This window comes from Periweissella fabaria (genome assembly GCF_918814575.1).
Classification (GTDB): Bacteria; Bacillota; Bacilli; order Lactobacillales; family Lactobacillaceae; genus Periweissella; species Periweissella fabaria.
On sequence record NZ_CAKKNS010000002.1, the window covers coordinates 15,248 to 39,974 of the forward strand.

General features: G+C 38.4%; 24 protein-coding genes and 1 tRNA gene. 23 read left to right on the top strand and 2 right to left on the bottom strand.

The window, feature by feature from the left end; genetic code table 11:
* Positions 1-44: 44 nt before the first annotated feature.
* The 21 genes from LQZ75_RS03045 to ileS all read left to right on the top strand — a co-directional run bounded on the left by LQZ75_RS03045 (position 45) and on the right by ileS (position 22,318).
* Positions 45-1,073, top strand: a complete 1,029-nt coding sequence (locus tag LQZ75_RS03045) for a zinc-binding alcohol dehydrogenase family protein (RefSeq protein ID WP_230096385.1) — start codon at positions 45-47, stop codon at positions 1,071-1,073.
* 124 nt (positions 1,074-1,197) lie between these two features.
* On the top strand, positions 1,198-2,181 hold the full coding sequence (locus LQZ75_RS03050; protein WP_230096386.1) for a mannose/fructose/sorbose PTS transporter subunit IIB: 984 nt from the start codon (positions 1,198-1,200) through the stop codon (positions 2,179-2,181).
* Positions 2,182-2,238: 57 nt separating this feature from the next.
* Entirely contained in the window at positions 2,239-3,042 is an 804-nt protein-coding gene (locus LQZ75_RS03055; RefSeq protein WP_230096570.1) for a PTS mannose/fructose/sorbose transporter subunit IIC, read from the top strand.
* Positions 3,043-3,056: 14 nt separating this feature from the next.
* The gene (locus tag LQZ75_RS03060; RefSeq protein ID WP_230096387.1) at positions 3,057-3,995 is read left to right on the top strand and encodes a PTS system mannose/fructose/sorbose family transporter subunit IID; all 939 of its coding nucleotides are present in this window, start codon (positions 3,057-3,059) and stop codon (positions 3,993-3,995) included.
* An 89-nt stretch (positions 3,996-4,084) separates the two neighbouring features.
* A complete protein-coding gene (locus tag LQZ75_RS03065) occupies positions 4,085-4,441 on the top strand; it encodes a DUF956 family protein (RefSeq protein ID WP_230096388.1) in 357 nt (118 codons plus the stop codon).
* 6 nt (positions 4,442-4,447) lie between these two features.
* Positions 4,448-5,524, top strand: a complete 1,077-nt coding sequence (locus LQZ75_RS03070) for a M24 family metallopeptidase (RefSeq protein ID WP_230096389.1) — start codon at positions 4,448-4,450, stop codon at positions 5,522-5,524.
* Between the two features lie 271 nt (positions 5,525-5,795).
* Positions 5,796-8,027, top strand: a complete 2,232-nt coding sequence (locus tag LQZ75_RS03075; protein ID WP_230096390.1) for a RelA/SpoT family protein — start codon at positions 5,796-5,798, stop codon at positions 8,025-8,027.
* Positions 8,028-8,134: 107 nt separating this feature from the next.
* Positions 8,135-8,581, top strand: coding sequence for a D-aminoacyl-tRNA deacylase (gene dtd, locus LQZ75_RS03080; protein ID WP_230096391.1), 447 nt, complete (start codon positions 8,135-8,137; stop codon positions 8,579-8,581).
* A gap of 23 nt (positions 8,582-8,604) precedes the next feature.
* On the top strand, positions 8,605-10,407 hold the full coding sequence (gene uvrC, locus LQZ75_RS03085; protein ID WP_230096392.1) for an excinuclease ABC subunit UvrC: 1,803 nt from the start codon (positions 8,605-8,607) through the stop codon (positions 10,405-10,407).
* Positions 10,408-10,462: 55 nt separating this feature from the next.
* Complete coding sequence (locus LQZ75_RS03090) at positions 10,463-11,632, top strand: FtsW/RodA/SpoVE family cell cycle protein (RefSeq protein ID WP_230096393.1); 1,170 nt, start codon at positions 10,463-10,465, stop codon at positions 11,630-11,632.
* An 11-nt stretch (positions 11,633-11,643) separates the two neighbouring features.
* Positions 11,644-11,961, top strand: a complete 318-nt coding sequence (locus tag LQZ75_RS03095) for a YlbG family protein (RefSeq protein ID WP_230096394.1) — start codon at positions 11,644-11,646, stop codon at positions 11,959-11,961.
* Complete coding sequence (gene rsmD, locus LQZ75_RS03100) at positions 11,961-12,518, top strand: 16S rRNA (guanine(966)-N(2))-methyltransferase RsmD (protein WP_230096395.1); 558 nt, start codon at positions 11,961-11,963, stop codon at positions 12,516-12,518. The genes LQZ75_RS03095 and rsmD overlap by 1 nt, the downstream gene beginning before the upstream one ends.
* Before the next feature lie 5 nt (positions 12,519-12,523).
* The gene (gene coaD / locus LQZ75_RS03105) at positions 12,524-13,006 is read left to right on the top strand and encodes a pantetheine-phosphate adenylyltransferase (RefSeq protein ID WP_230096396.1); all 483 of its coding nucleotides are present in this window, start codon (positions 12,524-12,526) and stop codon (positions 13,004-13,006) included.
* Between the two features lie 16 nt (positions 13,007-13,022).
* Complete coding sequence (locus LQZ75_RS03110; protein ID WP_230096397.1) at positions 13,023-14,060, top strand: SepM family pheromone-processing serine protease; 1,038 nt, start codon at positions 13,023-13,025, stop codon at positions 14,058-14,060.
* 264 nt (positions 14,061-14,324) lie between these two features.
* Positions 14,325-15,698, top strand: coding sequence for a cell division protein FtsA (gene ftsA, locus LQZ75_RS03115; RefSeq protein ID WP_230096398.1), 1,374 nt, complete (start codon positions 14,325-14,327; stop codon positions 15,696-15,698).
* A 17-nt stretch (positions 15,699-15,715) separates the two neighbouring features.
* Positions 15,716-16,972 carry a cell division protein FtsZ gene (ftsZ, locus tag LQZ75_RS03120; protein WP_230096399.1) on the top strand — a complete coding sequence of 419 codons (1,257 nt, stop codon included), beginning with the start codon at positions 15,716-15,718 and terminating at the stop codon, positions 16,970-16,972.
* Between the two features lie 17 nt (positions 16,973-16,989).
* Positions 16,990-17,436 (top strand): cell division protein SepF, encoded by a 447-nt coding sequence (locus tag LQZ75_RS03125; protein ID WP_432443439.1) that lies wholly within the window; start codon positions 16,990-16,992, stop codon positions 17,434-17,436.
* 18 nt (positions 17,437-17,454) lie between these two features.
* A complete protein-coding gene (locus LQZ75_RS03130; protein ID WP_230096401.1) occupies positions 17,455-17,724 on the top strand; it encodes a YggT family protein in 270 nt (89 codons plus the stop codon).
* 24 nt (positions 17,725-17,748) lie between these two features.
* Positions 17,749-18,546, top strand: coding sequence for a YlmH family RNA-binding protein (locus LQZ75_RS03135; RefSeq protein ID WP_230096402.1), 798 nt, complete (start codon positions 17,749-17,751; stop codon positions 18,544-18,546).
* Positions 18,547-18,556: 10 nt separating this feature from the next.
* Positions 18,557-19,282, top strand: coding sequence for a DivIVA domain-containing protein (locus LQZ75_RS03140; protein WP_230096403.1), 726 nt, complete (start codon positions 18,557-18,559; stop codon positions 19,280-19,282).
* A gap of 237 nt (positions 19,283-19,519) precedes the next feature.
* Complete coding sequence (gene ileS, locus LQZ75_RS03145) at positions 19,520-22,318, top strand: isoleucine--tRNA ligase (protein ID WP_230096404.1); 2,799 nt, start codon at positions 19,520-19,522, stop codon at positions 22,316-22,318.
* A 170-nt stretch (positions 22,319-22,488) separates the two neighbouring features.
* Here ileS and LQZ75_RS03150 read toward each other — a convergent pair.
* A tRNA-Arg gene (locus LQZ75_RS03150) sits at positions 22,489-22,562 on the bottom strand.
* 151 nt (positions 22,563-22,713) lie between these two features.
* Positions 22,714-22,896 carry a DUF3042 family protein gene (locus tag LQZ75_RS03155; RefSeq protein ID WP_230096405.1) on the bottom strand — a complete coding sequence of 61 codons (183 nt, stop codon included), beginning with the start codon at positions 22,894-22,896 and terminating at the stop codon, positions 22,714-22,716.
* A gap of 111 nt (positions 22,897-23,007) precedes the next feature.
* Here LQZ75_RS03155 and LQZ75_RS03160 point away from each other — a divergent pair, with 111 nt between their 5' ends.
* Positions 23,008-23,742, top strand: coding sequence for a glycerophosphodiester phosphodiesterase (locus LQZ75_RS03160; protein WP_230096406.1), 735 nt, complete (start codon positions 23,008-23,010; stop codon positions 23,740-23,742).
* Positions 23,739-24,674: a tRNA (adenosine(37)-N6)-dimethylallyltransferase MiaA gene (gene miaA / locus LQZ75_RS03165; protein WP_284707358.1), complete on the top strand. Its 936-nt coding sequence runs from the start codon at positions 23,739-23,741 to the stop codon at positions 24,672-24,674. Before LQZ75_RS03160 ends, miaA begins: the two co-directional genes overlap by 4 nt.
* The last annotated feature ends 53 nt before the right edge of the window (positions 24,675-24,727 follow it).

A 24,727-nucleotide genomic window follows, 5' to 3' on the forward strand; every position in this document is an offset into this window, starting at 1 on the left:
GATGACCCATAAAAGATACTTTGTTCACATGAGGAGGAATTTAAATGAATACGCAGAATTTAGCAATTGGTGCCTATCAGGGTTTGCCTATCAATGAAGAGCAAAGCCTTGAATACATTGAATTACCAGTTCCGAACCCAGTCGGTCATGATGTTTTAGTCAAGATTAAAGCCATTTCGGTTAATCCGATTGATACTAAATTACGGCAAACATTAGTAAGTTCAACAACACCTAAGATTTTTGGCTATGATGCCGTTGCTGAAGTTGTCGCATTAGGTCCAGATGTTACGAAATTTAAAGTTGGTGATCGTGTCTATTATGCCGGCGATGCTACTCGAGCTGGTAGTAATGCGACATATCAAGTAGTCCGTGAAGAAATCATCGCCTTAGCACCGACAACGTTATCTGATGAAGAAGCTGCAGCCATGCCGTTAACGTCATTGACCGCCTATGAATTACTTTTTGAAAAGTTACATTTAACCCCACAAGCGGATGCTCATGACGGCGAGACTATCCTAGTAATTAACGGAGCTGGCGGTGTGGGCTCAGTTTTAATTCAATTAGCTAAGTGGATTGGGATGACCGTAATTACGACGGCTTCACGGCCTGAAACAAAAGCATTTGTTGAAAAGATGGGTGCAGACTATGTCGTCAATCACCGTGATGATTATGTTAATGAAGTTCAGGAACTTGGGTTTGAAACAGTTGATAACGCTGTTATTTTAAATGCAACGGCAATGCATTTTGCGAATGTCGCCACTTTAATTGCCCCCTTTGGTCAAATTGGTGCGATTGCAGCAAGTGCGGAATTGTTACCAATGAATTTAATTAAAAACAAGAGCGTGAGTTTTTCCTGGGAATTCATGTTTGCGAAAACGCAGTATGATTTTCAAATTGAATCTCAAGGTGAATATTTACAACAAATCGCACAATTACTCGATGAAAAAATAATTCAAACAACCCTTACAAAAGAATTAACGGGGATTAGTTTAGCTAATTTAAAACTAGCGCATCAATTGGTGGAACAAGGGGCAATGATTGGAAAGTTAGTTATCACAGGTCCTGTTAAATAGTCAATACAAAAAAGTAAAAAAAAGATAATATCTTTTTAATGAAAGCGCTTTACAAGATGATAAAAATTAACTATTATTTAGGTATGTTCACAAGTAAGTGAATGATGAAAGGAAGGAAATTAACATGGTCGGAATTATTATTGCAAGCCACGGTAAATTTGCCGAAGGTATCAAGCAATCCGGACAAATGATTTTCGGGGAACAAGAAAAGGTTCAAGTTGTTACTTTCATGCCTGATGAGGGGCCTGATGATTTAATGGCTCACTTAGATCAAGCTATCAAAACATTTGATGAAGGTGACGAAGTATTATTCTTAGTTGACTTGTGGGGGGGCTCACCTTTCAACGCAGCTAATCGGATTCAGGCGGTAAATCCTGACAAGACAGCAATTGTTACAGGACTTAACCTACCAATGCTGATTGAAGCGTATGGGGCACGTTTTTCAATGCAAACAGCTGAAGAAATTGCCCACTATCTTGTCGGTGTTGCTCGCGATGGTGTGAAGAGTATTCCAGAAACTGTCGATGCTGCGCCAACACAAACAGCAGCGGCTGCAGTCGAAGAAGCACCAAAAGTATCTGCAACTGCGCCAGCTGAACATACGGGTAAAATTGAGTTTGACGTGCTCTTGGCACGGATTGATTCTCGGTTATTACACGGTCAGGTGGCAACTGCTTGGACTAAATCAGTCAGCCCAAATCGGATTATTGTTGTATCTGATGGTGTATCACATGATGAATTACGGAAGACGTTGATTACACAAGCTGCACCTTCAGGGGTTAAAGCGAATGTTATCCCAATCGATAAACTAATTGAAGTTTATGATGATCCACGTTTCCGTTCGGTAAAAGCCTTATTCTTATTTGAAAATCCGCAAGATGTTAAGCGGGTGGTTGATGCCGGTGTGGTTTTTGATGAAGTTAATATTGGTTCAATGTCATTTAGTGATGGTAAAACAATGGTTACTAACACGATTGCCGTTGATCAAGCCGATGTTGATACTTACAAGAGCATGGCTGAAAAAGGGGTTAAATTCGAAATTCGAAAAGTTCCAGCAGATTCAAGTGAAGATTTGTTTGCGGTGCTTAAGAAAAAAGGTATGGCCTAAGCTAGTTTACAAGATTGAATTTATATAATTATCTTAATTATTCTATATGGAGGAATTATTATGTCAGCATTTTTTGTTGTCTTGTTTGCCTTCTTAGCCGGGGTTGAAGGAATTCTGGATGAATTCCAATTTCACCAACCAATTGTTGCTGCTGCATTAATTGGTTTGGCTAATGGACATTTAATGGAAGGGGTTGTTCTTGGTGGAACACTCCAATTGATTGCTTTAGGTTGGTTTAACGTTGGGGCCGCTGTTGCGCCTGATGCGGCTTTGGCATCTGTTATTTCAGCTTACTTAGTTACAGGACCTGCTCAAGTTGATGTGCATACTGGGATTGCCGTTGCGATTCCACTTGCCGTTGCTGGTCAAGTTTTAACAATCTTTGTTCGGACACTTACTGTTGCCTTAGCCCACACCGCCGACCGGTATGCCGAAAAGGGAAGTCTTCGCGGAGTTGAAATGGTTCACGTACTTGCTCTTATTATTCAAGGACTTCGCATTGCTATCCCAACAATGATCGTTATGGCTGTTGGGGCTGGCCCAGTGCGTGATGCTCTTGGTGCTATTCCTAAGGTTATTACTGGTGGATTAGGTGTTGCCGGTGGTTTCATCGTGGTTGTTGGTTACGGAATGGTTATTAGTATGATGGCTACTCCACAATTATGGCCATTCTTCTTCCTTGGTTTTGCCCTTTCAGCAGTAACGCAATTAAACTTGATTGCGATGGGTATTATTGGGGTTGTTATCGCCTTACTTTACCTCCAACTCTCACCTGAATTCAATGGTCGTGGTGGTGGTTCATCAAATGGTGGCTCATCAAATGGTGGCGACCCTATTGATGATATTTTGAATAACTACTAAGGGGGAATGAAATCATGGCTGATAACGAAAAAAAATTAACAAAACGCGATTTAATCACCGTTTGGTGGCGTAGTTTCTTCCTTCAAGGTTCATGGAACTATGAACGGATGCAAAACCTCGGTTGGGCATATGCAATGATTCCAGCGATTCGTCGCTTATACAAGACTAAAGAAGAACGAATTGATGCTTTGAAGCGTCACTTGGAATTCTTTAATACTCACCCATACTTGGCATCACCAATCTTAGGGGTTGAACTTGCCTTGGAAGAACAACGTGCTAACGGAGCTGACATTAATGACGAAACCATTAATGGGGTTAAAGTTGGGATGATGGGACCACTTGCCGGTGTTGGGGATCCCGTTTTCTGGGCAACCATTCGACCAGTTCTTGGAGCTTTCTGTGCTTCACTTGCTTTAGCCCAAAACGTTCTTGCACCAATTATCTTCTTCGTTGTTTGGAATGCTATTCGGATGGGTTTCCTCTGGTACACTCAATCATTTGGTTACAAACAAGGGGTTAACATCACGCAAGATTTATCTGGTGGAATGTTACCAAAGATTACTCAAGGGGCTTCAATTCTTGGGATGTTCGTCTTAGGGGTATTGGTTCCTCGTTGGACAACAATGAACTTTGTTCTTGAAGTTTCAAAAGTTAAAAACCAAGCCGCAAACGTGGTTGATTTGAACAAATTAACTGATGCTGCAAACAACGGTAAGTTGCATGTTGATCAAGTACGTAATGTTATCGATCAAGTGGTTGCTGGTAAAACAGTAGACACATTTAAAGTCACTACATTACAAGATACTTTAAACTCACTTCTACCAGGTCTTGCACCACTCCTTCTCTTACTAATCGTTCTATGGTTACTTAAGCGTAAGGTGAACCCAATCTGGATTATCTTCGGTTTATTCATCGTTGGTATTCTTGGATACTGGGCTGGTATCTTAGGTTAATAAAAAAAACCGGGCAACCGGTTTTTTTTATGCGCTACATTCTTAAAAATGCTAAAATGATAATAAATTAATAGATTGGGGATAGCGATATGGAAGCATTAAATCGGCAAGTTGATTTAGAGGTAAAAGCTAATTCAATGTATACTTCAATGATTCCTAAGCCAGGTGTCTTATTCATTGGTGATCGAGGACTTGAATTTCGTGGTGAAGGTCAAGGGTATATTCAAATCCCCTATAAAGAAATTGTTAGTGTTAGAGCACAACTTTTCTTTGGTCGTCGGTATGTACGGGGCTTTTTTGTAGATACCAAATCAGGTTCATTTAACTTTGTTGTTAGTAAAGGTCGTCTTGCTTTACAAGCGATGGGACAACATTTACCACATAATATATTTACACGTAATGTTAGCTCATTTGAAAGTATGTTTAAAAGGATAACCAAAAGGTAAAAGTATATGTATCAAAAAAGAGTTACAAAGTTACAAAAATTACTCCAAATGAGTGAATTAGACGGTATTATCATTGCTAATGGGGCAAACATGCGTTACTTAAGTGGCTTTCTTGGTGGCGATGGTGATGGGGTGGTGGTTGTTACATTGGCCGGATTAACAGTTGTCACGGATGCACGTTATGAAGAAGAATTGACCCACTTGATGGATGCAGACGCAGCATTAGTTATTACGCGTAACTATTATCAAGCAGCTGCAGATATTATTGAAAAGCAAGCCCTCCAGCGGGTGGGATTTGAGGATGATTTAGCATTTAAAATTTTTGATTTATTAGATGAATTAATTGTTGCTGAAGAATTCTTGCCAGTCCCAGGCATTGTTGAAGCGATGCGCGAAATTAAAGATACCGCTGAATTACAAGCTATTCAAAAAGCATGTGACGTTTCGATGGCAGCTTTCAATGCGGTTTTACCTAAAATTAAACCTGGAATGACTGAATTGGAAATTAGCAATGAACTTGATTATGAGGCGCGCAAGCGTGGGGCACAAAAAGCATCCTTTGATACGATTGTTGCTAGTGGTTGGCGAGGAGCGTTACCGCATGGTTTAGCTTCAGACAAGCCAATTGCTAATGGAGAATTAGTGACCGTTGATTTTGGCTATTATGTAGATGGATACACTTCTGATATTACACGGACATTTGCCGTGGGTGATATTGCACCAGAACTTGAAAAAATTTATGAGATTGTCCAAGTGGCTCAAAAATTAGTTGTCGAGGCTGTTTTTAATGGTGTACCAAGTAGTGAGCTCGATCGAGTTGGCCGTGACTATATTACTAGTACAGGTTACGGCAAAGAGTTTAATCATGGTATGGGACACGGGATTGGCTTAGCAATTCATGAAGGACCTAACATTGGGAGAACATTAACTGATGAAATGGTTACTAATAATTTGTTGACAATCGAACCAGGAATTTATTTGCCTAACGTTGGTGGTGTGCGGATTGAAGATGATATTGTTGTTACTGAAACGGGCTATCTTAATTTAACGGCGGGATTAACAACGGATTTAATTCATATTTAGTACGATAAATTTATCAAATAGGCTTACTTTAAATTAAGTAATTAGAAAAATCGTGGACAATTGTCCACGATTTTTGTGTTTTAATCAAAAAAATATAGTATATGACAATCTTTTATGAGATAAAGGACATATTAGCTAATATTTAAGATTTAGAACAGTACATTTTAGGAATATTTTACGTTATAATATACATTAATTTAAACATGCAAGGTAATTGTCTGCTATTGATACCGAATCGGACATTTATCTTACCGAAAGTAAGGTGAAAGTAATGCCAAAACAAAAAAATTGGACAGCTGATGAAGTTCATCAGGCAGTGACAACGTACATGAATCCCGAGCATGTTGCGTTTGTTGATAAAGCATATGAATATGCCGCTTCTTTGCATAAGGATCAAGTTCGTAAATCAGGTGAACCATATATTATTCACCCAATTCAAGTAGCTGGTATTTTAGCCCAATTACATATGGATCCGGAAACAATTGTAGCCGGTTATTTACATGATGTTGTTGAGGACACCGACGCTACGATTACCGATTTACAACAAAAATTTGGCGATAATGTGGCGTTAATTGTCAATGGTGTTACTAAGCTTGGTAAAATCGAATACAAGAGTAGTCAAGAACAATTAGCCGAAAATCACCGTAAATTATTACTCGCTATGTCAAAAGATATTCGAGTAATTATTGTTAAATTGGCGGACCGGTTACATAATATGCGGACGATACAACATTTACGCCCAGAAAAGCAACGGCGTATTTCAGCTGAAACTTTGGAAATCTATGCCCCATTAGCTGATCGATTAGGAATTAGTACAATTAAATGGGAGTTGGAAGATACTTCATTGCGATATCTAAACCCTGAGCAATATCACCGTATTGCGCATTTGATGGATAGTCGTCGTGATGAGCGGTTGGAATATATTCGTGATGCCATTGACTACATTACGAATGCAACTGATGAATTAGGCTACCATAATGTAAAAATTTATGGTCGGCCAAAGCACATTTATTCGGTCTATCGTAAAATGGTCGATAAGAAAAAGCAATTTGATGAAATTTATGACTTATTGGCAATTCGGATTGAAGTTAATACAATTCCGGAAACGTATGCTGTTTTAGGAATAATTCATTCTAAATGGACACCAATTCCAGGACGGTTTAAAGACTACATTGCCTTACCTAAAGCGAATGGGTATCAAAGTTTACACACAACGGTTATCGGTCCTGAAGGAAAACGTCTGGAAATTCAAATTAGGACGCATGAAATGCACCGCATTGCTGAATATGGGGTTGCTGCGCACTGGGCTTATAAAGAAGGTAACTTCGAAGGAGCCAATGTTCAAAGTAATGACCAACAAAAATTAAATATGATTCAAGGTATTTTGGAACTGCAAAAGGAATCTAAAGATGCGGATGATTTTATGGATTCCGTTAAAGGAGATTTATTTACAGACCGGGTATTTGCCTTTACCCCTAAAGGGGATGTATATGAATTGCCTAAAGGTGCCGGACCGTTAGATATGGCTTATACAATTCATACTGAAATTGGTCATAAAACGACTGGGGCCCGCGTAAATGGTAAGATGGTGCCACTTAACTACGAACTTAAAACGGGTGATATTGTTGAAATTATTACAAGTAACACTGGCCGCCCAAGTCGTGACTGGTTTAATATTGTTTCAACTCGGCGAGCTCGAAATAAAATTCGCCAGTACTTCCGGAAGCAAAATCGGGAAGAAAACATTGAAGCTGGTAAAACATTAATTATTGATTTTTTACAAAGTGAAGGCTTTGATCCCGAAGAAATTTTGACGGAAGAAAATGAAGAACGAACAATCAGTAAATTACATGTCATGAGTATTCCAGACATGTTTGCTTCGTTAGGTTTTGGTGATTTATCACCTCAAGGGGTCGCTAATAAATTAACGGAAACTAAGCGTGCTGAATTAGAAGCAGATCGAATTAAGCAACAACAACGTGAATTGTTAGAAGAACATAAGCAAATGGACGTTGCGTCTAAATTTGCCCAAAAACGGAGTAATTCTTCATCCGAAGGGGTCATGATTCAAGGCGTCGATGGTTTATTGGTTCGTTTAAGTCATTGTTGTACACCAATTCCAGGTGATGAAATTGTTGGGTACATTACAAAAGGTCGCGGGGTTTCAGTTCACCGCGCTGATTGTCCAAATGTGCGTGATGCCGAAAATAATGGGCAACGTCTAATTGAAGTTTCTTGGGAAAATCCGGAAGGTGAACGGCCAAATTATGATGCTGACTTAACAATTAGTGGTAACAATCGCAATGGCTTATTAAATGATGTTATTAAAATATCAAATAATAATACTAAGTATTTAACATCAGTTAATGGGCGGGTTGACCATAATGGCTTAGCACTAATTTCATTGTCTGTTGGTGTCCGTAATAAAAATCATTTAGATCAATTAATGAATGGATTAAATAACATTCCAGATGTTTACGATGTAAAACGTGCACTCCATTAGACACGTCATATAGGTAAATGCTATTTTTTAAGTTTAAATAATAATCAAAACTAGAGGATGGGATGCAAACTGCGGTTTATTCCATCCTCATTTTTTTAGGAGAAATAATGCGCATAATAGTTCAACGTGTTACTCAAGCACAAGTTACCATTGAAAATAAGCTCCAAGGGGCCATTAAAAACGGAGTAGTATTGTTAGTGGCAATTAAAGATAGCGATACCCAAAAAGAGCTAGATTATCTCTGCCGTAAAATTTTGAATTTACGAATTTTTGAAGACGCAGATGGTAAAATGAATCAATCATTGTTAGATATTAAAGGTGAAATCTTATCTGTTTCACAGTTTACGTTGTACGCTAAAACACGTAAAGGTAACCGACCAAGCTTCACTGATGCAGGCGCACCCGCATTTGCTAATGAAATGTACCAAAAATTAAATGATCAACTTGCTATTAGTGGTTTAAAAGTCGCAACTGGTGTTTTTGGTGCGGACATGCAAGTCGCATTAACTAATGACGGACCAGTCACCATTATTTTAGATACAGAAATGGATTAATTAACAAAGAGGGGGGATTCAAAGTGGCATCAGAGCACATTGAAAATAAATTAGCCCTATTACCTAATGAACCGGGTTCTTATCAGATGAAAGATAAGAACGGTAAAATTATATATGTCGGTAAGGCCAAGAACTTACGTAATCGGGTCCGGTCGTATTTTAAACTTGAACATAGCGGTAAGACAGCTGAATTAGTTAAGAATATCGCTGATTTTGAATTTATTGTAACAAATTCTGATAAAGAAGCATTTCTACTAGAAATAACGTTAATTCAAAAGTGGCAACCGTACTATAATATTCGGTTAAAGCGTGGAACTGGTTATCCGTATATTAAGATTTCAAACGAGCGTGATCCGCAGTTGATTTTAGTTAGTGAAGTAAAAAAGGATGGAGCTTTTTATTTTGGACCGTATCCAAATGTCTATGCGGCTCAAGAAACATTGCACTTTCTACAAAAAGTGTATCCATTACGGCGGTGTAATGGATTTCAAGGGCGTCCTTGTTTGTATTACCATATGGGCCAATGTTTAGGTGCCTGTTTTCGAGAAGTTCCAACCAGTGAATACACGGTAGAAATTAAAAAAATTAAAGCATTTTTAAATGGAAATACGAGTGCGGTTAAGAAAAAATTAACGGCTAAAATGGAAACGGCCGCTGAAAATTTAGCCTTTGAACAAGCCGCTGATATCCGTGACCAAATTCAATTTATTGATGCCACTGTTGAAAAGCAAAAGATTATTTCACAAGATGCTACGCCACGCGATATTTTTAATTATTATGTCAAAGATGGTTGGCTTTCAGTTCAAATTTTCTTTATCCGCCAGGCACGCTTAATTAAACGTGAAAAGCGTATTTTTGCCGTTGTTGATGATCCAGCTGAAGAGATGGTAAGTTTTATCCTACAATTTTATAATCGTAAAAACATCAAATTACCAAATGAAATCTTGGTGCCAAGTATGCTTGATCGAGAAGTGTTAGCCCAAATTTTGCAAGTTAATGTTAAAACCCCGCAGCGTGGTACTAAAAAGGACCTGCTGGATTTAGCAGCCAAAAATGCCCAAATTGCTTTGGACGAAAAACTTAGGTTAATGTTGTTAAATGATCAAAAGACAACGGGGGCGATGCAAGAATTAGCGACGGTACTTGATATTCCAGTAGGTCATCGGATTGAAGCTTTTGATCATTCACATACACAAGGGGTTGATATTGTATCAGCGATGGTCGTTTTTGAAGATGGTATGCCAGCCAAGAAGTTATATCGGAAGTTTAAACTCAAGTCGATTGATCATGCTGATGAAGCCGCAGCTACGCGTGAGGTAATCCGCCGTCGATATACGAGATTATTGAAAGAAAAAGCTCAATTACCGGATTTAATTTTAGTTGATGGTGGTGAAATTCAACTTGATGCCGCTAAAGATGTTCTTGAAAATGAACTTGATTTAGCAATTCCAGTGGCGGCAATGGTCAAAAATGATCATCACAAAACGGCTGATTTAATTAAAGCATCTGGGGATGAGCATTTGAATCTTGACCCACATTCGCAAGCTTTTATGTTGATACAACGGATTCAAGATGAAGTCCACCGCTTTGCAATTACTTTTCACCGCCAATTACATGGAAAAAACACCTTGGCATCGCGACTTGATGAGATTCAAGGAGTGGGACCAAAAACTCGCCAAAAACTATTGAGTCACTTTGGCTCCTTGAAAAAAATTAATCAAGCTTCACTTGAAGAAATTGAAGCACTGGGAATTAATAATAAAATAGCCAATTTAATTAAAGTTTCTATCGCAGCCACATTACGAGCTAATGAATTAAAAAAGTAAGTGGTATGATATTATTATGATAGATAATTAAAAGATGAATGTATAGGAATTTAAAATGACAGAAAATAAATCAAAGAAAATAAACTATTTGGATTGGTATATTGCCATTCCAAGTCTTTTATTGTCCTTATTTGGAATAGTAAATGTCTATTCCGCAAGTTCGAATATGGCATCAGGTTCGGCTTTAAGTTACTTAATTAAGCAAGTCATTTTTGCAGCCGTTGGTATTGGTAGTGCAGCATTCATGTTCAGTATTAATTTGGATCATTTACGAAATACCAAAATTCGAAGAATCTCGATTGGATTTTTAATATTTTTACTTTTGGTTGCTCGTTTTGTTTCACCAGAGATTAACGGGGCGCACGGTTGGATTATGCTAGCTGGATTTGGCTTGCAACCTGCTGAATTTGCCAAGGTACTCCTAGTGTTATATTTTGCTAATTTTTTTGAGCGGCGACCTTATGATCCTAATCGATTAGGGGCAACAACATTCAATTGGCAAAGGTGGGTGTGGCCAGTTTTGATTGTGGGTATTATCTTTTTGATGCCCGACAATGGGAATGCGGCGATTTGTAGTTTTATTATTTTAGTGATGTTAGTATCTGTAGGTTTTAATTACTTATGGGCATTGGGAATGTTTTTAGCCGGAATTATTGGTTGGGCATTTTTGCCGCTTTTAGTTAAGGCATTACATATTGACCCAACTCACTATACACTAGCTCGTTTGGTGGCGTTTGTTAATCCGTGGGAATATATCCAAACATCGGGTGCCCAATTAATTAACTCATACTATGCGATTAGTAATGGGGGACTTTTTGGTGTTGGTTTAGGAAATTCAATTCAAAAGACCGGCTACTTACCAGAACCGAACACTGATTTTATTATGGCCGTTATTGCTGAGGAATGGGGTGCAGTTGTGGTTGTGTTAATTCTTGCAATGCTAGCCTGGATTATTGGCCGGATGGTTCAACTATCAAATCACACGGATAATGTGTTTATGCGGACGATTTTGATGGGGGCAAGTGCCTACATTACGATTCAAGTGTTATTTAATTTAGGGGCGGTATCTGGATTACTACCAATTACTGGGGTGACATTCCCATTTATGTCTTATGGTGGTTCATCAGCATTAGTTATTGGGACAATGATTGGATTAGCACTAAATGCAAGTGCCACAATTAATCGCCAACGAGACAATGGCAAATTAAAGGCAGTACATGCATAGGAGGAGTTTCAATGGAGCAAACATTTAATGCTACAACACGTCGAAGCTTGATTGTGTATATGCGTAATTTACGTCAGGTTCGTAACTTACGTCGGTATGGCAATGTTGAATACGTATCACGTCGGATGCGGTATGTTGTGTTATATATGAACGATGAAAAATTATTAGCAAATCAAGATAAAATTGAACAATTAGGATTTGTTTTACGCACACAAATTTCAGTGCGCCCAGATTTAAATGTTAATTTACAAGCCGACAATGAAGATCGTGGCTTTTCACTGGAAGATACTGAAACATTAGAAGTTCCAAATGAGGGAGTAGAGATTTAATGCGAATTATTGCAGGAGAATTTGGGGGCCGACCTTTAAAAGCGGTACCCGGTATGGCAACACGACCAACAACTGATAAGGTTAAAGAAGCAATGTTTAGTATGATTGGTCCATATTTTGATGGTGGTAATAGCTTAGATTTATTTGCCGGTTCAGGTGGTTTATCAATTGAAGCTGTTTCACGTGGAATTGAGCATGCGTATTTAATTGATAAACAATTTGCAGCGATTAAGACCATTAAAGAAAATGTTGCTGTGACAAAAGCACCTGAACGGTTTACGGTAACTAAACGTGATGCGCGGGCTGCTTTACAAGAATTGAGTGGACAAGGGTTACAATTTGATTTGATTTTTTTAGATCCACCGTATGCTAAACAGCAAATTTTAAAAGATATTGAGTTAATGGTGCAATTAAATCTATTGGCAGATAACGCAATTATTGTTGCAGAAACTGATCAAAAAGCAGATTTGTATGACGAAATTGCGCATTTTTCAATTACACATCAAAAGAATTACGGTATTACAGAAGTAACGGTATATCAATTTGAAGGGATGTAAATATTATGAAGATCGCATTGTATCCAGGGAGCTTTGATCCATTAACGAATGGCCACTTAGATATTATTCAACGCGCGAGTAATTTATTTGATCACTTAATTATTGGTGTTGGAACAAACACAAGTAAGAAACCTTTATTCTCAACATCAGAAAAGATTAAGCTAATCAAAGAGGTCACAGCGATATTTAAGAATGTGGATGTCATTGAAATTAGTGGCTTAACCGTTGATGTGATGGATAATTTGAATGCTAATTATTTAGTACGTGGTTTGCGTAACGAAAATGATTATTTATATGAACGGGACATTGCCGAGATGAATCGTAGTTTACGCCCAGATATTGAAACGGTTATTTTAATGGCCCATCACGAGAATCAAAATATTGCCTCAAGCATGATTAAAGAAATTGCCCATTTTGGTGGGGATGTTTCCACGTTAGTTCCTAAAGCCATTAATGATGCTTTAGAAGATAAACACACGCATAGTTAAGTGACGGGGATGATTAATGAAAAAAAAGCATAGATTTATTAAATGGGGCTTACCGTTTATTTTGGTAATCGGATTATTAGCAGGCTTTTTTTGGCCGATTAATTCATATATTGAAACACCGGGAGGAGCTAGTGATTTAAAACCATTTGTTCAAATCGCAGGGCATCCTGATAAGACCAAAGGTAAATATATGATAACTTATGTGCAATTGGCAGGGGCAACACCGTTTAAGTTATTAGCAGCCCATTTTGATCCCCATGCATCAATTGATAAGGCGCAAGATATTACCGGTGGTGTTGATAATGCCACGTATAATCAAGTTCAAAATTTTTACATGCAAAATGCCATTAATGAAGCGGTAGCAGTTGCATTTAAGGCGGCGGATAAGCCAGTAACTTCAAAGTATATTGGTATTTTTATTACTGATATTAATCCCAAGTCACATTTTAATAAAACGTTAAAAGTGGGCGATACCGTTACCAAAGTTGATGGACAACACTTTGATAATGCCAAAGGCTATCAAACATTTTTAGCGACTAAGAAGCCTAATGATGAGGTTACGGTAACGTATATTCGAAATCAAAAGATGCATACAACCACGCAAAAGTTAATGGATATTGGTGGCCGTGCGGGACTGGGGATTGTCTTAGCTGATAATGTTGACGTTAGTACGACACCAACTGTAAAAGTCGATCCTGGTTCAATTGGTGGTCCTTCAGGAGGATTGATGTTTAGTCTTCAAATTTATGATCAATTAACGGGTAAAAATATTCGTAATGGTCGAAATATTGCAGGGACTGGTACCATTGCACTAGATGGTTCAGTTGGTGAAATTGGTGGTATCGATAAGAAAATTATCGCTGCTAAAAATGCAGGCGCCACGATATTCTTTGCTCCGTATATTCCGCCAACTAAAATTAATAAATTAATTGATGGTGGGGCCACTAATTATCAAGTTGCTGTGGCGACAGCCAAAAAATATGCACCCGATTTAAAAGTGGTACCAGTAACCAATTTTGCAGAAGCTATAAAGTATCTCGAACAAACTAAATAAGTTGATGCTAATGCTGAATGGCTGAATGGATTACAGGTCCTCTGAGATGAAAAATAAATAAAAAAAGCGTATAGTTAAGGCCTAACTGTACGCTTTTTTTATAGTACAATTCTTGATAAGAACTATTTAAATAAATGTCAATAAATATAGCTGTATATCACAAATTTTTGTCCATTTAAATAGAAATCTATGCTAAAATTATACAGTATATAATATTACAAACTTAACTTAAAAGTGTTGGAACTTAGGGGGGGATTACCTCAGATGCATAACAATGAAATTTACGTTGGCCTAGATATTGGAACAGCAATGATAAAGGTAATTGTTGTTGAAACACAAGCTAGTCAGGTGAACGTTATCAGCGTTGGTAACGTACCGTCACAAGGCGTTAAACGTGGTGTGATTGTCGATATCAACGAGACAGCAGCTGCAATTAAAGCAGCTGTTGAGCAAGCAGCAACAAAAGCAAATATTCAAATTGACGAGGTTGTGGCAGGAATTCCAGCCAACCAATTAAAAATAGAACAAATTCAAGGTATGACAGCCATTTCTAATGAAAATAAGCGAATTTCTTATGATGATGTTCGTGAAGTAGCACGCCAAGCGTTAATTAGTAATTTACCACCAGAACGGGAAATTATTGATGTGCTCCCATCAGAATTTATTGTTGATGGTTTTGATGGCATTAGTGATCCGTATGACATGGTCGGTGTTCGATTAGAAATGCGTGGAATTGCATTTACTGGTCCCAAAACGATTACACATAATGTGCGTATGGCGGTTGAACGTGCAGGCCTTAAACTTCGTGAATTTGTGGTAACCCCCTTAGCCGTTGGTCGGACTGCCTTAAATGACGGTGAACAAGACTTTGGGACAGTTTTAATTGATATGGGTGCTGGTCAAACGACTGCAACAGTTATTCATGATCACCAATTAAAATTTATTACGGTTGACCAAGAAGGTGGTGAATATATCACACGTGATATATCAACCGTCTTGAATACAACCTACGAATACGCTGATAAAGCCAAACGTGATTACGGTTGTGCTGATCCAACGTTAACGTCAGAAGAAAATGAATTTTTAATTGAAAGTGTTGGTCAACATGAACCAATGCGTGTTTCTGAAAAATATTTATCAGAAATTATTGAAGCACGGGTAGATCAAATATTTTCAAAATTATTCAAACAGCTTCAACCTACAGGAGCACTTGAGATGCCTGGTGGAATCGTCTTAACCGGTGGCTCATCACTATTAGGTGGAGTTCCCGAATTATTACAACAGATGTTTGGAATGAATGTTCGTATTGAAGTTCCAAGTCAGATTGGTATTCGGCACCCAAGTTATATTGCAGGATTTGCAATTGCCCGCTATGCAGCGGCACAATCGCAAACAGAACGCGTTGTTAAAGAAGTTATTTTTGGGAATCAGTTAACAACTGCACAACAAGATCAACCTGTGTTAGGGAAAGAAAAAAAACATGGCTTCTTCTTGTCAAATAACAGGGACGAAGATAAAAATCAAACGGAATCAAACACGTTTGATGAACAAGCCATGGAAGAAAATGATTTTCAACATGAACCACAAAAAAATGTGAAGGACAAAGTCAGAAATTTCATTGCGAATTTCTTTGACTAAAAATTGGAGGAAATAACATGGAATTCATGGTAGATGAAACCGAGCAATTCGGCGCAAAAATCAAAGTAATCGGTGTCGGTGGTGGTGGATCAAACGCCGTTAACCGGATGATTGAAGAAGGGGTTTCAGGAGTTGAATTCGTAGTTGCTAATACTGATGTCCAAGCTCTTGAAGCTTCACGGGCAGAAACTAAAATTCAATTGGGACCTAAACTTACTAAAGGTTTAGGTGCTGGCTCAAATCCAGAAGTTGGAACAAAGGCGGCCCAAGAATCTGAACAAGATATTGCAGAAGCACTTGCCGGTGCCGACATGGTCTTTGTTACTGCCGGAATGGGTGGGGGTACTGGTAACGGTGCGGCCCCTGTTGTTGCTCGCATTGCCAAAGAACAAGGTGCTTTGACTGTTGGGGTGGTAACACGACCATTTACTTTTGAAGGACCTCGTCGTGGTCGTTATGCGGCTGAAGGTTTATCAAAGTTAAAGGAAAATGTTGATACTTTAATTGTGATTGCCAATAACCGTTTATTGGAAATTGTTGATAAAAAAGCCCCAATGATGGAAGCTTTTAAAGAAGCAGATAATGTTCTTCGTCAAGGGGTTCAAGGGATTTCTGATTTGATTATGAACCCTGGATTCATTAACCTTGACTTTGCCGATGTTAAGACGGTGATGTCAAACCAAGGAACTGCATTGATGGGAATCGGTGCTTCTAATGGCGAAAATCGTGCGTCAGAAGCAACTAAAAAAGCAATCTCATCACCATTACTTGAAGCTGAAATTGCTGGTGCTGAACAAGTGTTGCTTAACATTACTGGTGGCCCTGATATGTCACTTTATGAAGCCCAATCAGCATCTGATGTTGTTGCGCAAGCTGCTGGGACAGAAGTTAACATTATTTTCGGAACGTCAATTGACATGGAAATGAATGAAGAAGTACGGGTAACTGTAATTGCAACTGGTATTGAAAATGGTAAACCAGCCTCAACGCAAAAGACCGTTTCAGTATTTGAACGTGCAACAGAACCACTTCCAACTGAAAATATGCAAGCTCCTGAACCAAAGCAAGCGGCACCGGCAAATCAAGATCGCTTTGAGGGTTGGAATGATTTACAATCACGCTCAGTCTTAGACGATCCTGAAACAAACAATCAGTTTTCAGGAATTGAAAAGCCTGAATTTAAAGTATTCAATACCAATGAAGCAACGTCACAAGCTGACGACAATGATGAAGGTGATTTAAGTACCCCAGTATTTTTCAAGCGTCGGAAGTAATTTAAAAACGAACAGGAGTGGTAATGGCAATTAATTTACGCAATTTTTTTAATTTAGGTGATGACTTCGATGATGAACCAGTGCGGGAAAACTTTGAAACAGGATCTCAGCTAAATAATGCTGCTAAGCAAGAGCCAGCTCGTGTTCGTCGACAAAATGTAGTATCAATGGCTGAAAAAAGGGGCTTAGCAAGCGATGAAAATCGTAAGATCGTGCTTTTTGCCCCCAAAGCATATTCAGACGTTAAAGAAATCACAGACAATTTATTGTCAAATCAAGCTGTAATTGTTAATTTTTCAACGATTGATGATGCGCAAGCAAAACGGATTGTTGATTTTTTAACCGGAGCTGTTTTTGCAATTAATGGTGAAATTCAACGAGTTGACGATGCCATTTTCTTAGTAACACCACCTAACTATGTTATAAGTGGTGAAGTTTCATCGACTAATCACTTGAATGATTAGTCTTTAGGGAGAACGTGCATGATTTTTTACACAATCTTAAATCTTATTAACATAATTATCCAAGTGTATACGTGGTTAATTATTGCGAATGCGTTAATGAGTTGGTTACCAGGTGCTTATCAATCAAAACTTGGGCAACTTATTACGCGGTTAGTACGACCATTTTTAGATATTTTTCGATTTATACCAACCTTTGGAGGCATTGATTTTTCTCCACTAGTTGCCATTATCGTGCTAGAAATGGCCCAATACGGATTAATAGCGGTATTTCGCTTACTTATAAATTAATATTTACTATGAAAGGTGAGTCAAATGGTTGACGATACAAGGATTACGCAGCATTTTCGTTCGGATGAAATCGGTTTTATCGAGCAAGTTCAAGGATGGATTCGCCAGGCAAATGATGAGTATCGCCCAATTTTGACTCACTTTTTAAATCCACGTGAACGCTTAATTGCAACTAGCTTAGTCAATCGTGAAGATGAACTTAAATATGCGACTAATGGTGGTTTTGCAAATGCTGAAATGCAACGGATGTTAATTTATCCAAGCTATCATGTCGTTGAAATCGCTGATTTTGAATTACAAGCATTACAAATCGTTTATCCAGTTAAGTTTGCAGAAATTAAACATCATCAAATTTTAGGCACCCTAGCTAATCAAGGGATAGAACGAAATGTCTTTGGTGATATCGTAGGCAACGATGACATTTGGCAATTTGTTGTTGAAAAGAAAATGGTTGATTTTTTCAATCTACAAATTGATCATATTGGTAAAATTAAAGTTCATTTAACGCCGATTGAATTAGCTGCTGTCAACCAACCAACAGATGATTGGGAAGCAATGACAACGACAGTAGCATCACTACGGCTAGATACTGTAATTTCAACGTGCTTTAATTTTTCGCGTAGTCGGATTAAAGAACATATTGAATCTGGTAATGTACGTGTTAATTGGCGTGAATTGAATAAGCCGGATTATGAATTAGCGGTTAGTGATGTCGTTTCGGTTCGTGGATTTGGCCGTTTGCAAATCACAGAAGTGAATGGTTTAACTAAAAAAGATAAAATAAAGATAACAGTTGCGATAATTCAAAATAAAAAGAAGTGAGGAAGAATTAATGGCATTAACACCAATTGACATTCAAAATAAAGAATTCACTAAAGTTGGCCGTAAAGGTTATGAGGCGGCTGAAGTTAATAACTACTTAGATGAAGTTATTAATGACTTTGCAGCGGTTGTTGAAGAAAATCAACAGTTGAAGACGCAAGTGGCTGATTATGAAGCTAACGATACGCAAATTGAAGAAATGAAACAATCAGTAACACAATCAATTTTAGTTGCTCAAGAAGCCGCTGATCGTTTGAAACGGACGGCAGATGAATCAGCTAAAAAAACATTAGCTAAGGCCCAAGAAGAAGCCCACCGCTTAGTCGAAGAAGCTTTAACTAAATCTAATGCAATGCTTGCAGATGCTGAAAGTAAATCAACTGAGATGTTGTCTAAAGCAGCACTTGAAAATGAAAAGTTGATAGTTGAAACTGATGCAATTAAGCGTGATACCTTAGAATTTAAGGATAAGTCTTTGGCGCTTTTACAAGCACAAATGGAAATGATTCAAAGCCAAGATTGGGCTGGACTTACAACTGAACAAGGATTTACGAATGCACCAGCAACTCGTAAATATCTTGAAGAAAATGAAACTAAAGTTATTGACATTCCAGCAGAAGATAGCGTAAACTCAAACTTGGCAACTGACGTTACGCCAACTGATGATGTTGCAGATGATCAAAACTCAAAAACATTCATCGTTATGCCAGATGTTACAGCTGGCGATAAAGATTAAACAATACGAAGCATGTTAGTGCAAATGACAATTAATATCCTTTAGTGAGCTAAGAGTAAGTGAAAACTTAGTAGGCCCTATTAATTCGTGATTATCAATTCGTATTTTAACAATTGCATACTTTAATGAGGGCTTTTTAGCCGAATTAGGGTGGTACCACGATTAAAAAGTCGTCCCTGTGTTCAATTTTTGAACGCGGGGGCGTTTTTATTTAATAAAAAACAAGGAGAATTGTAGATGAGAGTTAAAGATACTTTAAACCTTGGTAAGACAAAATTCCCAATGCGCGGTAGCTTACCAACTAAAGAACTTGAACGTGAAAACGTTTGGTTTGAAAACAATGTCTATGAAAAACGACAAGCATTAAATGAGGGCAAGCCAAGTTTTGCCTTACATGATGGTCCTCCATATGCGAATGGGAACATTCACATGGGTCACGCATTAAACAAAATCACAAAAGACTTTATTGTCCGTTATAAGTCAATGAATGGTTTCTACTCACCATACGTACCAGGCTGGGATACACATGGTTTACCCATTGAACAGCAATTAACCAAAGCTGGTCACAACCGTAAGGAATTAAGTAAGGTTGAATGGCGGAAACTTGCTGAACAATTTGCTCGGGAACAAGTTGCTACACAAATGGCTGACTTTAAGCGTTTAGGAGTAAGTGCTGAATGGGATAAACCATACTTGACCCTTAATCCAGAATTTGAAGCCGCCCAAATTCGAACATTTGGTGAAATGGCTAAAAAAGGCTACATTTACAAGGGTAAAAAACCAGTTTACTGGTCATGGTCATCAGAATCTGCCTTAGCAGAAGCTGAAATCGAATACCACGACGTAACGTCACCAACAGCCTTTTATGCTGAACAAGTTGTAGATGGTCAAGGAGTCCTTGATACTGATACATACATGGTTGTTTGGACAACAACACCTTGGACAATTCCTGGTTCACGTGGGATTACTATTGGTGCTAAGTACGAATATTCAGTGGTTAAGCCAGCTAATGATGATCGCAAATTTGTGATTGCTACTGACTTAGTTGCCAAGGCGGCTGAAAACTTTGGTTGGGATGAATACAGCATTGAAAAGACGGTCAAAGGGGCCGACCTTGAAAATGTAATCGCGCAACACCCATTCTATGAAGATATTAAGCTTGTTACCATGCTTGGTGATTTTGTAACGCTTGATGCCGGAACTGGTTTAGTGCACACGGCCCCTGGTTTTGGGGAAGATGACTTCTGGGTTGGTCAAAAATACGGCCTTGAAGTGGCCGTGCCAGTTGATGACCAAGGGAAGATGACTGAAGAAGCTGGGGCTGATTTTGAAGGCGTCTTCTATGAAAAAGCAAATGCCATTTCATTGCAAAAACTTGCTGATTTAAACTTACTTTTAAAACAAGAAGATATTACACACAGCTACCCATTTGACTGGCGAACTAAAAAGCCAGTTATTTTCCGGGCCGTGCCACAATGGTTTGCTTCCGTTGAAGCGTTCCGTCAACAAATTCTTGACTCGCTTGATGATGTTGAATTTGTGCAAAAATGGGGTAAAACACGCCTCTACAATATGATTCGTGACCGTGGTGACTGGGTAATTTCACGTCAACGGGTTTGGGGTGTGCCATTGCCAATCTTCTATGCTGAAGATGGTGAAGCCATTCTTACTGAAGAAACCATCAACCACGTGGCAGATTTATTTGCTGAATTTGGTTCAAATGTTTGGTTTGAACGCGAAGCTAAGGATTTACTTCCAGAAGGCTTCACTTCTGAACACTCACCAAATGGCATCTTTACTAAAGAAGAAGATATCATGGACGTGTGGTTTGATTCTGGTTCATCACACCAAGCAGTTATGGCTGCCCGTGACTACTTACCTGATCAAGCTGATATGTACCTTGAAGGTTCTGACCAATATCGTGGTTGGTTTAACTCTTCATTAATCACTTCAGTTGCCGTGACCGGTAAAGCGCCATATAAAGCATTATTATCACAAGGATTCGTCCTTGATGGTAAAGGTTTGAAGATGTCAAAATCACTTGGTAACATTATTTCTCCAAACGATGTTATTAAGCAAATGGGTGCTGAAATTATCCGTCTATGGGTTGCTTCAGTTGATACTGACAGTGATGTACGCGTATCAATGGAAATCTTGAAACAATCTTCAGAAACATACCGTAAGATTCGTAACACCATGCGTTTCTTATTGGCTAACACGGATGATTTTGATGCCACTAAGGATGCCGTTGCATTTGCTGATATGCCACAATCAGACCAATACTTCTATGCATTGGTTAATGATTTGACAGCTGAATTATTAAACGACTACGAAACTTATAACTTTGTTAGTCTCTCAAAACGTTTAGTTAACTTCATCAATGTTGATTTATCAGCTTACTACTTAGACTATGCTAAAGATGTTGTCTATGTTGAAGCTCCGGATGGCTTACAACGTCGTTCAATGCAAACGGTAATCTACAAGACTTTGGTAAACTTAACTAAGTTACTCTTGCCAATCTTGCCACACACTAGTGAAGAAATCTGGGAATACTTACCAGCTGAAACTGAAGAGTTTGGTTACTTGTCAGAAATGCCAGTCGTTGAAGATTTAGGTGATACTACTGAATTAGTTACTCATTGGGCTGCTTTCCGTGACTTACGAGACAATGTCAATAAAGCACTTGAAGAAGCACGTGATGAAAAATTAATTGGTAAACCAGCTGAAGCAGCGGTAACACTATACTTGAATGATGACCAAAAAGTGTTGATTGATAGCTTGGATGTTGATGTACGAGTGATGTTATTAGTATCACAATTACACTTGGCAGCGAGCGTTGATGCACCAGCTGATGCCAAAGACATTGAAGGTCTTAAGTTGGTAGTTACTCATGCTGAAGGGGAAGTTAGTGCTCGTGACCGTTTATACCACACTGATTTAGGGGCTGATGAAGCCTTCCCAATGTTGAGTAAACACGAAGCTGATATTGTTCGTCAATATTATCCAGAAGCAGTTACTGAAGGCTTTGAAGAATAAAGTATTTAGTAAGATTAAGGTTAGTTTTGACTTAACAGTAAAAGATTAGTAAAAAAGCTACAAGAAAAGGCGGAAAAGTTATTTTCCGCCTTTTTTGTAGCTTTTTATTTAAAATAAAAACCACGACACGATAGGTAAGCATGCCATGGCTTTTAGCCCGGTTGATATGATGTCGAGCATGGGATTCGAACCCATGACCTACAGTTTAGAAGACTGTTGCTCTATCCAGCTGAGCTAGCCCGACACAATAATTAAAATTATAATTGTTTCACATACAATAGTCAATATTTGTCTGATTTAATCCAACTATCTTGTGACAAGTAGATGGTAATTAGGATGAATCCTTAGTAAAAAAATAAAGTCTGAGCAAGTTAGCTCAGACTTTATTTTTTATTTTAGTAACGTGGGCTGTGAGCTTGTTGGGCTTTACGAGCTGATTGAATACGAGTTGAATCAAATTTTGCTTCTTCTTCTTCAATTGGTTTTACAACCTTTTGTTTAAAGCCAAGAAAGGCACCAACACCAGTGGCAACAGTAGCAACAACTCCCACAACAATACCGATTCCAAATTTTTTCATAATAAATAGCCTCCGTAGTTTATAATTAAGTATACTAATAGTCCTACTAATAAATTATATATGAAAGCTTGATGAATTTGTTAGGATTTGGCTAATTTTAAGGGAGAAATTATGCGGACGCAAATTGTTGCCCACCGTGGTGATCGCAAGAATGCACCAGAGAATACGTTAATTGCATATCGGCAAGCATTGGCTTTTGATGAATTAGATATCTTGGAAATCGATGTTCATTTAACAAAAGACCGGCAATTGGTGGTGATTCATGATGAAAAAATAGATCGCACAACGAATAAGCATGGTTATGTGCATGAGTATACGTTAGCGCAATTACAAGCAATGGATGCCGGTAGTTGGTTTGATACGCAATATGCGAATCAACATATTCCAAGCTTAGAGGAAGTATTGGCGTTACTTCGAGAGCATAATTTCAAGAAGACGTTATTGATTGAAGTTAAAACGGACCATATTGAGTATCCGGATATTGAAGCATATTTATTAAAACGGATGCAACAAGAACAGCCTGAATATCAAGTTATTTATCAAAGTTTTAATTTAAATACTCTAATCAAGTTATATCAGTTAGATCATACATTGATTTTGAATGCATTGGTTTTTTATCCGAACATCAAAGTTTTAAAACTGTATCGAAAAGGGATAATTAAAGCCATCAATCCAGATAATCGTTGGTTTATTAATCGCTTGTTTTGGTATAAAAAAGCTTCCGTATCACCTTGGACTGTGAATACGGAAGCGGCAATGCGTACAATTTTTAAGGCGCAACTTGGGCGCATTATCACTGATGATGTTGCTTTAGCAATTAAGCTAAGAAAGGAAATTCAAAATTGAAAAAAATTATCGTAATTGTCGGACCAACGGCGGTGGGGAAGACAGCGTTGTCAATCGCGATGGCCCAACAATTGAATGGGGCCGTAATCTCAGGAGATTCGATGCAAGTATACCAAACGCTTGATATCGGGACCGCTAAAGCGACCCCAACTGAACAGGCAGGTATTAAACATTACTTATTGGATACAAAAAAGATTACGGATACTTTTACCGTTGCTGAATGGGTTAGTGAAGCGCGTCAAGCAATTGATGAGATTATAGCTCATGGTCAAGTGCCAATTATTGTTGGGGGGACTGGATTTTATATTGCTGCCCTTTTAGGTGATATGCCGTTGGGTGGTAATGAAGCGGGTGCCGATGAGATGATCAGAGCCAAATGGCAAGCGTATCTAGATGAATTTGGTTCCTTAGCGCTTTGGCAAGAATTAGCTAAAGTTGATGCGGCAGCAGCAGAAAAGATCCCAGTTAATAACAATCGGCGGATTATTCGTGCGTTGGAAGTGTTTGAATTAACGGGAGTCCCATTTTCAAAACAGCCACGCACAGTTGGTCAGCGTGAGTATGATGCTTTTATTATTGGTTTAAATACCGAGCGTGAAGTTTTATATCAACGAATCAATGCCCGGGTGGATGAAATGTTGACACTTGGACTGGAAGCAGAAGCGCGCCAATTATTTTTAGCTGGGGGGCCGGAATTGCAAAGTGGTACGGGGATTGGTTATAAAGAGTGGTACCCATATTTTGAAAATGACGGGGATTTGACGAGCACAATCGACCTTATTAAACGTAACTCAAGGCGATTTGCTAAACGCCAGTTAACTTGGTTTCGACATCAAATTGAAGCGATTAACTGGTTTGATTTAGTTCAAAACCCACAACAAATGCCGGAAATTATTAATGAAGTACGAGCATTTTTAAAAATAAAAGAATAAAATGTATTCTATGTCAGGAAACATGACATCAAAGATTGTAGTTTCTTGATGGT

What these genes read in the sequence shown, in the direction of transcription:
- LQZ75_RS03050 (WP_230096386.1), top strand. Translation starts at nt 1,198, where the DNA reads ATGGTCGGAATTATTATTGCAAGCCACGGTAAATTTGCCGAAGGTATC.
- LQZ75_RS03070 (WP_230096389.1), top strand. Translation starts at nt 4,448, where the DNA reads ATGTATCAAAAAAGAGTTACAAAGTTACAAAAATTACTCCAAATGAGT.
- LQZ75_RS03060 (WP_230096387.1), top strand. Translation starts at nt 3,057, where the DNA reads ATGGCTGATAACGAAAAAAAATTAACAAAACGCGATTTAATCACCGTT.
- LQZ75_RS03075 (WP_230096390.1), top strand. Translation starts at nt 5,796, where the DNA reads ATGCCAAAACAAAAAAATTGGACAGCTGATGAAGTTCATCAGGCAGTG.
- LQZ75_RS03140 (WP_230096403.1), top strand. Translation starts at nt 18,557, where the DNA reads ATGGCATTAACACCAATTGACATTCAAAATAAAGAATTCACTAAAGTT.
- LQZ75_RS03160 (WP_230096406.1), top strand. Translation starts at nt 23,008, where the DNA reads ATGCGGACGCAAATTGTTGCCCACCGTGGTGATCGCAAGAATGCACCA.
- LQZ75_RS03090 (WP_230096393.1), top strand. Translation starts at nt 10,463, where the DNA reads ATGACAGAAAATAAATCAAAGAAAATAAACTATTTGGATTGGTATATT.
- rsmD (WP_230096395.1), top strand. Translation starts at nt 11,961, where the DNA reads ATGCGAATTATTGCAGGAGAATTTGGGGGCCGACCTTTAAAAGCGGTA.
- LQZ75_RS03155 (WP_230096405.1), bottom strand. Translation starts at nt 22,896, where the DNA reads ATGAAAAAATTTGGAATCGGTATTGTTGTGGGAGTTGTTGCTACTGTT.
- coaD (WP_230096396.1), top strand. Translation starts at nt 12,524, where the DNA reads ATGAAGATCGCATTGTATCCAGGGAGCTTTGATCCATTAACGAATGGC.
- LQZ75_RS03095 (WP_230096394.1), top strand. Translation starts at nt 11,644, where the DNA reads ATGGAGCAAACATTTAATGCTACAACACGTCGAAGCTTGATTGTGTAT.
- LQZ75_RS03110 (WP_230096397.1), top strand. Translation starts at nt 13,023, where the DNA reads ATGAAAAAAAAGCATAGATTTATTAAATGGGGCTTACCGTTTATTTTG.
- ftsA (WP_230096398.1), top strand. Translation starts at nt 14,325, where the DNA reads ATGCATAACAATGAAATTTACGTTGGCCTAGATATTGGAACAGCAATG.
- ftsZ (WP_230096399.1), top strand. Translation starts at nt 15,716, where the DNA reads ATGGAATTCATGGTAGATGAAACCGAGCAATTCGGCGCAAAAATCAAA.
- dtd (WP_230096391.1), top strand. Translation starts at nt 8,135, where the DNA reads ATGCGCATAATAGTTCAACGTGTTACTCAAGCACAAGTTACCATTGAA.
- LQZ75_RS03045 (WP_230096385.1), top strand. Translation starts at nt 45, where the DNA reads ATGAATACGCAGAATTTAGCAATTGGTGCCTATCAGGGTTTGCCTATC.
- LQZ75_RS03065 (WP_230096388.1), top strand. Translation starts at nt 4,085, where the DNA reads ATGGAAGCATTAAATCGGCAAGTTGATTTAGAGGTAAAAGCTAATTCA.
- LQZ75_RS03135 (WP_230096402.1), top strand. Translation starts at nt 17,749, where the DNA reads ATGGTTGACGATACAAGGATTACGCAGCATTTTCGTTCGGATGAAATC.
- LQZ75_RS03130 (WP_230096401.1), top strand. Translation starts at nt 17,455, where the DNA reads ATGATTTTTTACACAATCTTAAATCTTATTAACATAATTATCCAAGTG.
- ileS (WP_230096404.1), top strand. Translation starts at nt 19,520, where the DNA reads ATGAGAGTTAAAGATACTTTAAACCTTGGTAAGACAAAATTCCCAATG.